This is a genomic window from Nitratireductor alexandrii, from assembly GCF_004000215.1.
Classification (GTDB): domain Bacteria; phylum Pseudomonadota; class Alphaproteobacteria; order Rhizobiales; family Rhizobiaceae; genus Mangrovimarina; species Mangrovimarina alexandrii.
Genome location: NZ_RBVY01000001.1, coordinates 362,112 through 376,328, shown reverse-complemented (window position 1 = coordinate 376,328; position 14,217 = coordinate 362,112). Strand labels below are relative to the sequence as shown.

Genomic DNA, 14,217 nt, shown 5'->3' with positions numbered 1-14,217 from the left:
AACTGCAGTGCCTGGCGATAGCATCCATTTCGGAGGCTAGCAGTTCAGAAATCGCAGGCCAACCGCAACGAAAAAGGGTTCCAAGGTTTATGTGGAAGGAGGCTAGCAGTTCAGAAATCGCAGGCCAACCGCAACATGAAGGAGAGGTAGGGGCGTGCAGCGACGAGGCTAGCAGTTCAGAAATCGCAGGCCAACCGCAACCCGGTCACGTAGCTGGCGGGGCGAAACTCGAGGCTAGCAGTTCAGAAATCGCAGGCCAACCGCAACGATTGGCCGTTGAACGTCGTTGAAAGTGTCAGGCTAGCAGTTCAGAAATCGCAGGCCAACCGCAACGGAAACCGGCAGCATTCGCGCCGATGCCCCAGGCTAGCAGTTCAGAAATCGCAGGCCAACCGCAACGGATGGCGCGAGCCATCTCACGCTTCAACGAGGCTAGCAGTTCAGAAATCGCAGGCCAACCGCAACGCCCCGGCCACGTTTTCGCCTTCAATTTCGAGGCTAGCAGTTCAGAAATCGCAGGCCAACCGCAACCACGTAAGTCTTCCTGTGTCACATGCGAGTAGGCCAGCAGTTCAGAAATCGCAGGCCAACCGCGACAGCGGGAGAGGTCGCCCCGCCGGTGGAGGCCGGGTTCCAGGCACGGCGATGGCGCTTCAGGCCGGTGCGGCACCTTTTTCCTGCGGTGCGGCCAGCAGCGCCGCGCCGACGAGGCCCGATTCGGGGCCGAGCCCGGCCACCCGCAGCTCAGGGCACAGTGGCGCCGGGCGCCACAGGCTTGCGTCGAGCGCGCGCCTGCATGCGGCGAGATAGGTCGGGCTCGCCGACGGCATCCCGCCGCCCAGAACGACCACTTCGGGATCGAGCACATTGGCCAGGAAGCCCAGTGCGCGGCCCAGCAGCGCGCCGGCGCCGGCGACAACACCGTGCGCGCCCGGCTCGTTCGCTTCCGCCTCGGCGATCAGCGCGGCCACGGATGGCACGGCCAGGCCGGCCGCACGCGCGCGCGCCAACATGCCCGCGCCGCCGGCAATGTCTTCGACGCTGAGCGGCTCGCGGCGCGCGTCCTCCTCGACCAGGTGGCTCATGCCAAGCCCCATCGCCCGGCCGCGACACCCTAAATAAGGCACGGCGCCGCGCATCACGACGCTGGCAATGCCGGTCCCGGCATTGGCGTAAAGCCAGTCGCCCAGTCCGCGTCCGACGCCGAAACACGCCTCGGCCACGGCCGCGGCGCGGACATCGGAATCGATCGTCAAGGCCGGCGCGAACGAAAAGGCCGCGCGCAACTCCGCCGTCGTCCACGGAACGCGATGGGCGCTGACGATCTCGCCGGCCGTATCGACGGCCTCGCAGATGCCGACCCCCAGCGGAACCGCGGCATCAGCCGACAGCGCCCGCGCCTCGTCGGCCACACGGCGGAGAAAATCGCTCCCGGCACGCGCGCGCGCCGGGGTTTCCAACCGCACGGTACGGTCGACCCGTCCGCTGACGGTGTCGACCAGACCGATGACGGTCTTGCTGCCGCCGACGTCGATACCGATTGCGTTCATGCGCCGTCAGCTCACACGCCCTTGTCGCCCAGTCCGGGGCCGACACCGAAGACGAAGCTTGCCGGTTCGCCGCGCAGATTGGCGTATTGGTGGCGCGTGCCGTCGGGAAAGAAGAAGCCGTCGCCCGGATTGAGCTCGAACCAGACCTGGCCTTCCCTGTCCGGGCACAGGACATGCAGGCAGCCCGAAAGCACATAGAGACATTCGTCGCCCTTGCGGGTGATCATCGAGGATTTGCGCCCAGGCAGCACGGTCGTCTTGCCGCTTTCCAGATGTTCCGTGGCCGCGTAAAGGCCGGTGATGACACCCTGATCCTCGGGGTCGAGTTCCCAAAGCAGGTCCGCGTCGCGCAAGGTCTTGATGGTCGCGGTCTGCTTTTCCTCGTCGGCGGCCATCGGCCAGCGGCCGATGAAACGCTCCTGGCGATAGGTCGACTGTTCGAGATAGGGACGGGTGCGGGCATAGACGCCCGACGTGCCGGTCGACGGCGGCGGCGAGAAATATTCGAGCACGCGCACCGGCTTGTCGGACAGGCTGAAACCGTGATGCCAGGTGTCCTTGCGGAAGAAGATCGCCTCGCCTTCCTGGACGATGCGAACCTCGCCGGTTTCCGGATTGGCCGCGCCGAACGTGCCCGACAGCACGTAAAGCACCTCGTCGGCGCCGAACACGGTGCGGTAATCTTCCGAATGTTTGAAACCCGTGCCGCCGGCCAGGCTGAAGACGAGCTGGTGGATCTTGTCGGTGGAGGCGTAGATCAGGTCGTCGACCAGTCCGGCTCCGGCATCGCCCCACACATGACGCGTAACCTCGGCATAGGGGATGTGGGTCGGCCTGTCGAAAACAGGCCGCGGCGACGATTTGTAGCCCATTGGAAACTCTCCGCTGAAGGGTGTTTCAAGGCGCGAGCGGATCGCCCCTTGTTTTTGTACCGTCCGGACAGTACAAAGAACTATGAGCAAGCGCAAGACCTCTCATCCGACGGTCCAAAAATTGCTGGACACCGCCGAGACCATCGTCGCCAGGGACGGCCTCGTCGGCCTCACCTACGACCGGGTTTCGAAGGATGCCGGCGTCGCCAAGGGCACGGTGCTTTATCACTTCGCCTCGAAGGAAGACCTCATCACCGCGATGATCGAACGGCTGGTGTCGCGCTTCGACGCCGCGCTGTCGCACGCGATGGGCTCCGATCCCGACGCGAGCGGACGGGCCGTGCGCGCCTATATCGCAGCCACCCACGAAGGCGACGCCTTCACCGGGGAATATTTCGACCGGGTGAACGGCGCCATCACCGCCGCGCTCGCCAACACGCCCGAACGGCTTGCCGCCGTCCAGGCCCAGGGCCGCCGCCACCAGGACGCCATCATCGCCGACTCGCCCGATCCCGTGCTCGCCACGATCGTGCGCATGGCGATCGACGGCCTGTGGTTCTCGGAAAGCCTCGGCCTGATGAACTACGACCCCATGCTCAAGGCGGCGGTTCTCGCCCGCCTGAAGTCATGGACCTACGGCAAGGAGACGCCTGCCGCCCGCAACACACCCCAGGAACAACAACAGGGAGAAAAGAATGCAACGTAATCACGCCAAACCGCGCCACGGCCTCGACCGCCGCAGCTTCATCGCCGCCGGCACCGCGGCCGCGGCAATGCTGACGCTTCCGCGTTCGGCCATGGCCGCCACGCAATTGTCGTGGATCGGATGGCAAGGCTACGATGCCCCCCTCAAGGCCGATGACTTTCTGAAGAACAACGACATCGACCTGTCGACCACCTATATCAGCTCGAACGAGGAGATCATCACCAAGCTGCAGGCCGGCGGGGCCGGTCAACTCGACCTGATCTCGATCTATTTCGGGCACATCCCGATCCTGGCCAATGCCGGGCTGGTCGAACCCATCGACGAAGCGCGCGTGCCGGGCATCGAGAAAATCTTCCCCGAATTCCTCGACGTCGACACGATCCGCAAGGACGGCAAGCTCTACGCCGTGCCCTTCACCTGGGGCACCTTGTCGATGGTCTACGATCCCGCCGCGATCGCCAAACCGGCCTCGTGGAAGGACTGCCTGAAGGACGAATACAAGGGCAAGGTCTCGCTTACCGACGACATTACCGGCCTGATCTCGACCTGGGCGCCGATCGTCACCGGCACCAAGACGCCGACCCGCCTGACGCCGGATGAGCTGAAGCAGACGATCGACTTTCTGATCAAGATCAAGCGCGAGCACGCCCGCACCCTGTCGCCCAACTACGGCGAGGCGACCGACCTTTACGCTCGCGGCGAGGTCGTCATTTCGGCGATCGGCTGGGACGCGCAGGTGGCCTTCGCCGCCGAAAAGGACAAGCAACTGGCTTTCGTACGCCCGCAGGAAGGCGTGATGGTCTTCATGGATACGCTGGCCATTCCGAGCGGTGCGCCCAACCGCGACGCCGCCTACAAGGCACTGTCGCAGGCGATCTCGGCGAGCGGACAGACGGTGATGGCGTCCGATCTCACCCAGGCCGTCGTCAGCAGCGACGCCGTCCCGCTGGTCGATCAGGTCAACCGCGAAGTCTATCAGTACGGCGACTTCGAAAGCCTGTTCCAAAGTGCCCGCTTCAACCCGTTCTGGCCGCTGCAGGACGACGGCGAGCACGCCAGCTACGACCAGATCCAAGAAGAGTACCAGCGCTTCCTGCGAGCCTGATCGATGCACGCAACGGCACCCCAAGACCCGATCCTGCTTCTGGCGGGATTGGGCCGACGCTACGGCCAGAGCGACGTGGTCAAGGATATCGAGCTTGCGATCCCGCGCGGATCGTTCACCTCGATCCTCGGCCCGTCCGGCTGTGGAAAGTCGACATTGTTGCGGATGATCGGCGGCCTGACGCTGCCGACTTCCGGCCGGATCGAGATCGACGGCGAGGACGTCACCTACCTGCCGCCGCAGAAGCGCCCCACCAACACCGTGTTCCAGAGCCACGGCCTGTTTGCACATATGAGCGTGCGCGAAAACGTCGCCTTCGGCCTGTCGCTCGCCCGACGCCCGCGCGAGGAGATCGCCGAGCGGGTGGTCGACGCGCTGAAGCTGGTCAGGCTCAGCGGCTTCGAAGACCGCCCCGTCGATCGGCTGTCCGGTGGCCAGCAGCAGCGCGTGGCGCTGGCGCGCGCGCTGGTGATGCGCCCCAAGATCCTGCTGCTCGACGAACCGCTCTCCGCCCTCGACCTCAAACTGCGCCAGGCGATGCAGGAGGAGTTGCGCGCCATCCATCAGGACGCCGGCGGCACCTTCATCTTCGTCACCCACGATCAGGCCGAGGCCTTCGCGCTCGGTGACCGCCTCATCGTCATGAACAAGGGCCGGATCGAACAGGCAGGACCGCCCGGCGAGGTCTATGCGCGTCCGCGCAGCCGGTTTGCGGCCGAATTCGTCGGCGACGCCAATTTTCTGGCCGGCGAGCGCAAAAACGGGCGGGTCGCGCTCGCTATCGGCGTAGAATTCGACCTGGCCGGCCCGGACGGTCCGCTGCACCTCATGCTGCGCCCCGAGGCGGCGCGCCTGCACACCACCGACAAGGGCGGGCCCGAAGACGGCCGGCTCCGTGTCGCGGGCAACATTGTGGAGATCGTGGATCTCGGCCCATTCGCCCAATGCGTCCTCGAACTGGAAGGCGGGCACAGGATCGAGATTGCCGGCATCCCCAGAACCATGGTCGACGAGATCGCCGTCGGCGGCAGGGTCACGGCAAGCTGGCCCGAGGCCGCCATGGTCGACGTGGCGCCATGACCGGCGCACGCATGCCCTCGCGTCGCCTGCGCGCCGTTCTGCTTGCCGCCCCCGCCTTCGCGATCCTGGCGGTGCTGTTCGCAGTGCCGATGCTGCTGCTTTTCGTCGTGAGTTTCTGGCGCGTGCGCAATTTCGCGCTGACACCCGACATGTCCCTGGCCGCCTACGCCCGCGTCTTCGACACGTATGGCGACGTGCTCGTCTCGACGATGATAAACGGGGGCCTGACCGCGCTGATCTGCGTCGGGCTCGGCTTCCTGTTCGCCTATGCCGCACGCTTTCGCGCCGGCCGCTGGGGCGATGCCCTCATCCTCGTGGCGATCGTCACGCTTTTCGGCGGCTATCTGGTCAAGATCTACGCCTGGAAGGCGATCCTGAGCACGGACGGCTTCCTGAATGCCATCCTGATCGCGTCCGGGCTGAGCGCCCAGCCGCTCGACACGCTGCTCTACAATCGCGGCGCCGTGATCGTGGCGCTGGTGCACTTCCTGCTGCCCTTCGCCATCCTGCCGATCTACGGCCAGTTGCGCAACGTGAGCGACATCCAGATCGAAGCCGCGCACGACCTGGGGGCAAGCGGGCGCCAAACGTTGATGCGCGTCATCGTTCCGCAATGCAGAACCGGGCTGTTCGCCGCCTTCGCGATCTCGTTTCTCTACGCCGCCGGCGACTACATCACGCCACGCTTTCTGGGCGGCGGGTCGGGCTCGATGATCGGCCAGTTCATCGCCCAGGAATTCTCGACCCGTTTCAACTGGCCCGCCGGCGCGGCGATGTCGTTCGTGCTGATGGCGGCGAGCCTGTTGGTGCTTGGGCTGGTGGGCGCCCTATTCGTCAGGAGAAGACCGTCTTGAGACCGCTTGGCGCTGTCCTCTGGTTCGCCGTGATCGCGACACTGGTGCTGTTCATGCTCGGCCCGCTGGCAATCGTCGTGGTGTTTTCGTTCAATTCCGGGGCGCTGGTCAGCCTGCCGCTGACCGGTTTCAGCCTCGACTGGTACCGGACGCTGTTTTCGTCGGCCGAGTTCTGGGCCGCGTTCCAGAACAGTCTCGCCGTGGCGGTGCCGACCGCGTTGCTGGCGACGGTAACCGGCACGATGACGGCCCTTGCTCTCACCCGCAAGAGCGCAGCGGCGAGCGTCCCGCTGCTGACGGCGCTTTCGGTGCCGATCATGATCCCGCCGCTCGTCGTGGCGATCGGACTTGTCGTGCTTTACGTGCGCTGGCTGTCGGTGCCGCTCGGGCTCGGCGCCGTGATCGGCGGGCACCTGCTTTTGACCCAGCCGCTGGTCGCACTGGTCGTCAGTGCCCGCATGGCGAGCTTCGACCGGGTCGCGCTGGAGGCGGCGCGCGACCTCGGCGCGAGCCCGTGGCAGGCCTTCCGGCACGTCACGCTGCCACAGATCAGGGCAGCGCTGGTCGGCGCGGCGCTGCTGGCCTTCGCCATCTCGCTCGACGAATTCATCATCACGATCTTCACGATCGGGTCCGGCAACACGCTGTCGACCTTCGTCTGGGGCAAGATGCGCACCTCGCTCGACCCCTCCATCAACGCGATCGCCACCCTGCTTCTCGTCATCACGATCGGCTCGACCGCGATCGCGTTGCGGATGACGCGCTATCGCGGCTGAGCGGAACGCGGCCGCCGACGCCCCTCAATAGCGGCGTTCGAACAACGGCGTCTTGCGTGTCGCCTTCTCGAACGTGCCCGGCGGCACGAATTCGATCTGCGGATTGATTTTTAGGGTGCGGTGCAGCGCAGCCGCGATGCGGCGACCAAGATCCTCGAGATCGCCGGCACCGGTTTCGGGGGCATGTTCGATCCGCAGTCCGAGCGGCGGAAGCACGGTCGGCGGCGGCGCGTTGAGCACGATGCGCATGTCGCCGGTGACGGCGGGGGCGAACTCGCTGACGACCGACTTGATCGCGGCCGGATAGACGTTGACGCCCTTGACGATCAGCATGTCGTCGGAGCGGCCGACGAGCTTGACGCGCGGCCCGCGAAAGCCGCAGGACGGACATTCATCGAGCAGAAGCTGAACGATATCGCCATAGGCGTATTTGATCGTCGGACAGGCCTCGCGCTGAAGCGATGTGTGGACCATCTCGCCGATCGCCCCATGCACGAGATCGACCGGCGCGCGGGTCACCGGATCGATCAGATCCTGATAGCTGGTGCACAGTTCGGGCGCGATGCCGTGCAGGCCGTGATAGGCCTCGCTGTCGCAGGAATGGCCCGAGGCATGGCCGGCCGGCGTCCACACGTCATAGGCACGGGCGCCGTATGTCTCCTCGATGCGCGCCTTTACGCCCGGGATCGTCGCCCAGCTTTCGCCGGTCAGGATCAGCCCGCGCAACCCCAGATCGCCAACCTCCATGCCGATGATCTCCGGCGCCCGCGCGGCGAGATATTCGGCCAGCGAGGGCGTGCAGGACAGCCATTGCGGCCGCGTCAGCGCTGCCATGCGCAGCATCACCTCCGTACCCGCGCGCGCGTCGATGTCGATCGGCAATGCGCGCGCCTTGCGCAATCCGAACAGCGAAATCGTCGTGGCGTAGATGCCGAGCGCGAAGCAGAACAGCACGCGCTGCCCGGGCTGCACGCCGATATTGCGGAACCGGGTCGCGATCGCGCCACTCAACCGGTCGATGTCGTCGCGCGAAAACGTATAGGAAAAGGTAGGGACGCCGGTCGTGCCCGACGTCGTCGCCGTCAGATGAAGGTCCTCGAGCGGCGCGCACAGATGCATGCCGAAAGGGTGGCCGAGTTTCTCCCGGCTTTCCTCGGCGCTGCGGCGCTCGTCGTCCTTGCCCATCAGAACCGGCATCGCGCGCAGGTCCTCGAGCCCGCGAATGTCGCGCGGGTCGATGCCATGCGCGGCGAAACGTTCGCGGAAGAAGGGCGAACGCTCGTGGCAATAGGCGAGTTGGCGCACGATCAACCGGTCCTGCATGGCGCGGATCTCGTCGCCGGAACGGGTGTTGTTGGCGGGATCGGAATAGTTGGTCGTGATCATGAGGCTTTCCGGGGGCTGGGTTTGGGCGCGGTCGGCGCGGCCGCCCGTTGCCTGCCGCGCCCTGCAAGGCGCAGCAAGATCACGCCGAGCCCGTAGGCAGCGGCCGCGACCAGCAGCGAGGACCAGACGCCGTATCCGGCGGAAATCGTCCCGCTCGGCAGGACCAGCAGCAGGCCCGCGGCCAGCGCCAATGCACGGGCGGGCCACTCGGCGAGCCCTGCGGCCACGCCGGCCCCCGGCAGATAACCCTGGAGCGCGCAGGACACACAGGTGACGCCGACCACGGCGGTGGCGAAAGCCAAAAGGATCTCGGACGCGGGCGCGTCCATCAGCAGGGCCGGATGGAACACGAAGACGAAGGGGACGATATAGATGATCGCGCCGATGCGCATGGCCTCGAAACCGGTCTGGATCGGACCGGAATGGGAGATCGTCGCCGCCGTCAGCGCGGCGATCGCGACCGGAGGTGTGATGTAGGAGACGGCGCCGTAATAGAGCAGGAACATATGGGCGGCGAGCGGGTCGATGCCCAGCCTGGTCAATGCCGGGACCAGAAGAATGGCGAGGAAGATGTAGCTGGCGGTGATCGGCATGCCCATGCCGAGGATGAAGCAGGTCGCCGCGCCCATCAGCAGCAGCGCATAGACATTGCCGCCGGCGAGCGCCAGCAGATCGTTGGTCAGCGAGCCGATGACGCCGCTGACGAAAAGCGCACCGATGACGAAGCCGATCGAGGCGACGATGGCGGCCAGTTCGGCCAGCGCGACGCCGATGCCGGTCACCAAGTTTGCCGCGCCGCGCAGGTCGAGACGATGGCGCGGATTGAACTGGTTGATCACCAGCAGCAGCATCGTGGCGTAGTAAGGCGCCTTCTCCTCCAGACTGGTCAGAAGGATCAGCAGCACCAGCGCTACGATCACGGCCGCATAATACCAACCTTCCCGCAAAACCTTGCGAAATTCCGGCATCAGCGACGGATCGAGCCCACGCAGGCGGGTGCGCGCCGCATAGGCGTCGATCTGGACGAACATGCCGAAGAAATAGAGGAATGCCGGGATCGTGGCCGCGATCGCGATCGTGGCGTAGGACACGTTGAGGAAGCTCGCCATGACGAAGGCGGTGGCGCCCATGACCGGCGGGGCGAGCACGCCGCCCGTCGAGGCGCACGCCTCGACGGCGCCGGCCATGCGCGCCGACAGGCCGCTGCGCTTCATCGCCGGGATCGTCAACGTGCCGGTCGACATCACATTGGCGACCGCGCTGCCCGACAGGGAACCGAACAAGCCGCTGGAGACGACCGCCACCTTGGCCGGGCCGCCGCGATATTTGCCGCATAGCGCGAAGGCGACGTCGATGAAAAAAGCGCCGGCGCCGGTATGCTGCAGCGCGACGCCGAAGATGATGAAGCCGAGCAGGGAGGTGGCGACCGTCCGGCTCGGCAGGCCGAACACGCTTTCTCCGCCATAGACGTGATAGGCCGCGAGATCGAGCAGCGGCTGGGAGATACCGTTGAACGGGCTCGGCAGATGGGCGGCGACCAGGGGAAAGGCCGAAAGCAGCAGGCAGACGATGAAGACCGGCGTACCGCCGGCGCGCCGGCCGCACTCCATGCACAGCGCCCACATCGCCAGCGCGATCCACTTCGCATCGTTCGGCGCGGCGAACTCCCAGCCCTGTTCGAAGATGATGTCGGCCTTGACGAACAGGTAGGCGGTGATCGCCAGGCTGACGAGCGCGAGGCCGGCATCGACCGCCCGCGACAGGGCGCTGTGGCCGATCGGCCGCAACGGCATCACCAGAAAGGCGGTCGCAATCAGCAGGCCGATGATCAGCATGACGGCGGTCGATTCGATCAGCACGTAGCCGACGAGAAAATCCAGCCCGAACGTGTGGTTGACGCTGATCGCGGTCACCACGATCGCGACCGTGAAGATCACCATGCGCTCGAACCCGCCTCGGCCCGATCCCTCCCGCACGGTTGGCTCCTCCTGCCGTTTCATCCTCCCGACCTCCCTCAGTTGGATGCTGCTCGCCTGTTGGGCCCCGCCCGCAGCGCGGCGGTTGCCGGCTCGTCGACCTCCAGAGCGGCCGTCAGCACAACCCCGTAATCGCGCATGGCCGCCTCGCGGCTCACGAAGCCGTTTTCGACATCTTCGCGCACCCGCGCCGGGTCGCGGGCGAACGGATCGCCGCGGCCGGCACCGCCCGGCGGTTCGACGATGATGACGTCGTCGCCCGGCACTTCCTGCCGCCCCATGGGACTGAAAGGACGCCCGGAACCGAGCCGCACCGTGCCGGGTTCGCCGTCTCGTCCGCCGTCGAGGCCACGCGGCGCGTTGCCGGTGCGCTCGTAGGACGCGGCCATCCAGAACGGATCGCCGTCGCGGCTCGCCACCTCGATGACCTGGCCGAGCCCGCCCCGGGTCCGGCCCGCACCGCCCGAATCGCAGCGCAGCGCGCGCCGCCGGTAAAGCACGGGCGCGCTCTTTTCCGATATCTCGATGGGGATGGCGCGCACGCCGCTGGGAAACGCGGTCGCGTTAAGGCCGTCCAGGCCGGGACGCGCGCCGGTGCCGCCGGAATGGAAGAACAGCGCGTTGAAACCCGCCTTGCCGTCGCCATGCGCCGACCGCAGCAGCCGGATGTTCCATAGCGTGCCCGCGCCTTCGGCCGGCACCCTGTCGGGCACGGCCTGGGCCAGGCAGCGAAACACCAGATCAGGCAGCATCTGGCCGATCAGGTGCCGCGAGGCAACCGGCGCAGGATCGGTGGCGTTCAGGATCGACCCTTCCGGCGCGCGGATCGTGACGGCGGAAAGCGAGGACCAGTTGTTGGGCACCGAACGCCCGACAATGCAGCGTACACCGTAGCTGGCATAGGCTTCGGTATAACAGAACGGAACGTTGTTGCCGCGCGGCGACGGCCGCAGATCGCCGCCGAATTCCACATCGATGCGCCCGTCGGCGACCGTCATCGTCGCGGTCATCGCGACAGGCCGGTCGATGCCGTCGAGCGTCAGCGCGGCCTCGTAAACGCCGGTCGGAACGCGCTCGATCTCCTCGCGCATGCCGCGCATGGAGCGCTCGAAAATGAAATCGGACAGCGCCTCGAGATCGGCGAGAGCGAACTCGTCGCACATGGCCAGCAGGCGCCGGCCACCGGTATGGTTGCCGGCAATCAGTGACATCAGATCGCCGGTCACCTGTTCGGGCATGCGCACATTGGCACGCAGGATGCCCAGCACCTTGTCGTCGACGCGCCCGGCATCGACCACTTTGGTGATCGGTATCCTGATGCCTTCGTGAAAAACGTCCTTGGCGTCGAACCCCGGCCCCATCCCGCCGATATCCACCAGATGGCTGGTGGCGGCGAAGAAGGCGATCAGCCGGCCGGCCCGGAAGACGGGCGTGACCACGACCAGGTCGTTGAGATGGCCCGTGCCCTGCCAGGGATCGTTGGTCAGCGCGACATCGCCCTCGCGCCAGTCGTCCAGGGGGATGGCGTCGATGAAGTGGCAAACCGATCGGGCCATGGAGTTGATGTGGCCGGGCGTGCCGGTCACTGCCTGCGCGATCATGCGCCCGTCTGGCGTGAACACCCCCGCCGACAGATCGCCGGCCTCGCGCGTGGTCGGGCTGAACGAGGTCCGGATCAGCGTCTGCGCCTGTTCCTCGACCACCGAAGTCAGGCGTCGCCACATGATCTGCCGGGCGAGGTCGCCGGTTTGGAAGGACATGCCGCTCATCCCCTACGTCGACATTCTCAAATGGATGAAACCGCGCTCATCCGTCTCGCAAGCGAACCCGGCGGGTACCACCGTCGTCGTCTGCTCTTCGGTGACATAGGCCGGGCCGGCGCCCCGCCAGCCCGCATCCAGCGTTTCGCGCTCGAAGCGGTCGGCCGCCACGTAGTCGGCCTCGGCCAGATCGTAGGCCCGCGCCGGCGCCGTTTCGACCGATTTTGCAGAAGGGGCCCGCCGTCCGTTCCACATCGTGGCCGGGTCGCTCAGCGACAGCGCGTTGCGGTGAACCCAGCCGACGATCTCGATCGGCAGGTGCGGTAAAACGCGACCGAACTGCCTGAGATATTCGGCTTCGAACAGATCGGTCATCCAGGTTCGGAAATCGTCCCTGGCAAAGGGATATTCGAAGGGCACCTCGATATGGTGGCCCTGCCCGGCATATCGCATCAGCGCCTTCCACTCGATGTCCGGTTCGGCGGTCGCGGCGAAGCGGCCGGTGTGACCGGACGCGGCAGCCACGATTCCGTCGAGCTCGGCGGCCACCTTGTGCGGCTCGACGTCGTCGAGCATGAGATAGCTGGTGCGCCGGATCGTGTAGGCGATAGGGGCGGCGAGGAAACCGACGGCCGAGCCGACCCCGGCATTGGGCGGCACGATGACATGGCCGATGCCGATCTTCTGGGCGATGCGCGCGGCGTGCAGCGGGCCGCCGCCGCCGAAGGCGACCATGGTGTATTCGGAAATGTCCTTGCCCTGCTCGATGGCGTGCATGCGCGCGGCATTGGCCATGTTCTCGTCCACGACCTCGGCGAGCGCGGACGCCGCCTGGGCCGGCTCCAGGCCCAGAGGTTCTGCGAAGACGGCGGCGAGTGCCGCCTCGGCCCGCGCCTGGTCGAGAACGATGCGGCCACCGGCAAAACGCTGCGGATCGAGCTTGCCGAGCACCAGATTGGCGTCGGTGACGGTCGGCCGGTCGCCGCCGAACCCGTAGGCCGCCGGCCCCGGCTCGCTGCCGGCGCTATGCGGGCCGACCTCGATCTGGCCCATGGCGTCGACATGGCCGATCGATCCTCCGCCGGCCCCGATCTCGACGAGATCGACGACGGGAATGCGAAGCGGCAGGCCGCTGCCCTTCTGGAAACGATAGGTCCGGTCGACCTCGAACCAGGCATCATATTGGGGCACGAAGTCGTCGACGATGCAGACTTTCGCCGTCGTGCCGCCCATATCGAAGGACAGGAGCTTGTCGATACCGAACGCATGGGCGACCGACACGGCCAGCGACGCGCCACCCGCCGGGCCGCTCTCGACCAGGCGAACCGGCGCCTCGCACGCCGTCTCGATCGACGCCAGGCCGCCTTCCGACATCACGATCAGTACCGGCGCGTCGATGCCCATCGCGCGCAGGCGTTTTTCCATCCGCACGAAATAGTCGACGACAATCGGTCTCACATAGGCGTTGGCGCATGTGGTCGAGGCGCGCTCGTACTCACCCGCCAGCGGAGAGATGTCGCATGACAGCGAGACGCTGATCTCAGGAAAGCGCTCCCGCACGAAGCGGGCAACGGCCCTTTCGTGCGCCGCGTTGGCGTAGCTGTGCAGCAGGCAGACCGCGAGGCTTTGCGGCCGCGTGCTGGCAAGAAATTCCGCCAGGTCCTCGAGCGCCTCGTCGCAGAGCGCGGTGATCACGTTGCCCTCCACGTCGATGCGCTCACGCAGGCCGAAACGCAGCGGCCGCGGCACCAGCGGCCGCGGCCGGGTGATCATCAAATCATATTGCTCGAACCGGTTTTCGTGTCCGATATCGATCATGTCGGTAAAGCCGGACGTGCTCACGAAGGCGGTCCTGGCGCCTTTTCGCTCGATGATCGCATTGGTGGCCAGCGTCGTGCCGTGAATGACGAGGTCGACCTCACCGGGCGCGACCCCGGCGCGGGCCAGCAAATCGCGCGCGCCGTCCAGGACGGCCTCCTCCGGACGGTCCAAAGTGGTCAAGAGCTTGCCTGTCAGCAGGTCTCCGTCGCGGTCGAGCGCGAGGTCGGTGAAGGTTCCGCCGATATCGGTGGCCAACCGGATCATATAGGCTGCTCCATGCTTTTAGTGCCCGCCTTCTAATGGCGCGCGCCTGCAAGCAGCCACCACACAG

Annotated in this window: 11 protein-coding genes and 1 CRISPR repeat array (1 of these 12 cut by a window edge); of the genes, 5 read left to right on the top strand and 6 right to left on the bottom strand. The window is 66.3% G+C overall.

Annotated features, from left to right (window positions below; all coding sequences use genetic code 11):
* A CRISPR array of direct repeats spans positions 1-597; the repeat unit is 36 nt; unit sequence AGGCTAGCAGTTCAGAAATCGCAGGCCAACCGCAAC (it extends 759 nt beyond the left edge of the window).
* Between the two features lie 56 nt (positions 598-653).
* Complete coding sequence (locus EP380_RS01780; protein WP_127595929.1) at positions 654-1,550, bottom strand: ROK family protein; 897 nt, start codon at positions 1,548-1,550, stop codon at positions 654-656.
* 11 nt (positions 1,551-1,561) lie between these two features.
* Positions 1,562-2,422 carry a cupin domain-containing protein gene (locus EP380_RS01775; RefSeq protein WP_106572256.1) on the bottom strand — a complete coding sequence of 287 codons (861 nt, stop codon included), beginning with the start codon at positions 2,420-2,422 and terminating at the stop codon, positions 1,562-1,564.
* Positions 2,423-2,504: 82 nt separating this feature from the next.
* Between EP380_RS01775 and EP380_RS01770 the strand changes: the two genes are divergently transcribed.
* Genes EP380_RS01770 through EP380_RS01750 form a run of 5 tightly spaced genes read left to right on the top strand, consistent with a single transcriptional unit; the run spans position 2,505 to position 6,943 of the window.
* Positions 2,505-3,128, top strand: coding sequence for a TetR/AcrR family transcriptional regulator (locus EP380_RS01770; RefSeq protein WP_106572255.1), 624 nt, complete (start codon positions 2,505-2,507; stop codon positions 3,126-3,128).
* A complete protein-coding gene (locus tag EP380_RS01765; protein ID WP_127595926.1) occupies positions 3,118-4,233 on the top strand; it encodes an ABC transporter substrate-binding protein in 1,116 nt (371 codons plus the stop codon). Before EP380_RS01770 ends, EP380_RS01765 begins: the two co-directional genes overlap by 11 nt.
* 3 nt (positions 4,234-4,236) lie before the next feature.
* A complete protein-coding gene (locus tag EP380_RS01760; RefSeq protein ID WP_127595916.1) occupies positions 4,237-5,313 on the top strand; it encodes an ABC transporter ATP-binding protein in 1,077 nt (358 codons plus the stop codon).
* Entirely contained in the window at positions 5,310-6,167 is an 858-nt protein-coding gene (locus EP380_RS01755; RefSeq protein ID WP_106572252.1) for an ABC transporter permease, read from the top strand. Before EP380_RS01760 ends, EP380_RS01755 begins: the two co-directional genes overlap by 4 nt.
* The gene (locus EP380_RS01750) at positions 6,164-6,943 is read left to right on the top strand and encodes an ABC transporter permease (RefSeq protein WP_106572251.1); all 780 of its coding nucleotides are present in this window, start codon (positions 6,164-6,166) and stop codon (positions 6,941-6,943) included. Before EP380_RS01755 ends, EP380_RS01750 begins: the two co-directional genes overlap by 4 nt.
* Before the next feature lie 24 nt (positions 6,944-6,967).
* On the opposite strand, the gene EP380_RS01745 is transcribed toward EP380_RS01750, so the two are convergent.
* Genes EP380_RS01745 through EP380_RS01730 form a run of 4 tightly spaced genes read right to left on the bottom strand, consistent with a single transcriptional unit; the run spans position 6,968 to position 14,150 of the window.
* On the bottom strand, positions 6,968-8,329 hold the full coding sequence (locus EP380_RS01745) for a phenylacetate--CoA ligase family protein (RefSeq protein WP_127595909.1): 1,362 nt from the start codon (positions 8,327-8,329) through the stop codon (positions 6,968-6,970).
* Positions 8,326-10,329: a TRAP transporter permease gene (locus EP380_RS01740; RefSeq protein WP_127595906.1), complete on the bottom strand. Its 2,004-nt coding sequence runs from the start codon at positions 10,327-10,329 to the stop codon at positions 8,326-8,328. The genes EP380_RS01745 and EP380_RS01740 overlap by 4 nt, the downstream gene beginning before the upstream one ends.
* A gap of 14 nt (positions 10,330-10,343) precedes the next feature.
* Complete coding sequence (locus tag EP380_RS01735) at positions 10,344-12,065, bottom strand: hydantoinase B/oxoprolinase family protein (RefSeq protein ID WP_127595903.1); 1,722 nt, start codon at positions 12,063-12,065, stop codon at positions 10,344-10,346.
* Positions 12,066-12,077: 12 nt separating this feature from the next.
* Positions 12,078-14,150: a hydantoinase/oxoprolinase family protein gene (locus tag EP380_RS01730; RefSeq protein ID WP_106572248.1), complete on the bottom strand. Its 2,073-nt coding sequence runs from the start codon at positions 14,148-14,150 to the stop codon at positions 12,078-12,080.
* Between the last annotated feature and the right edge of the window lie 67 nt (positions 14,151-14,217).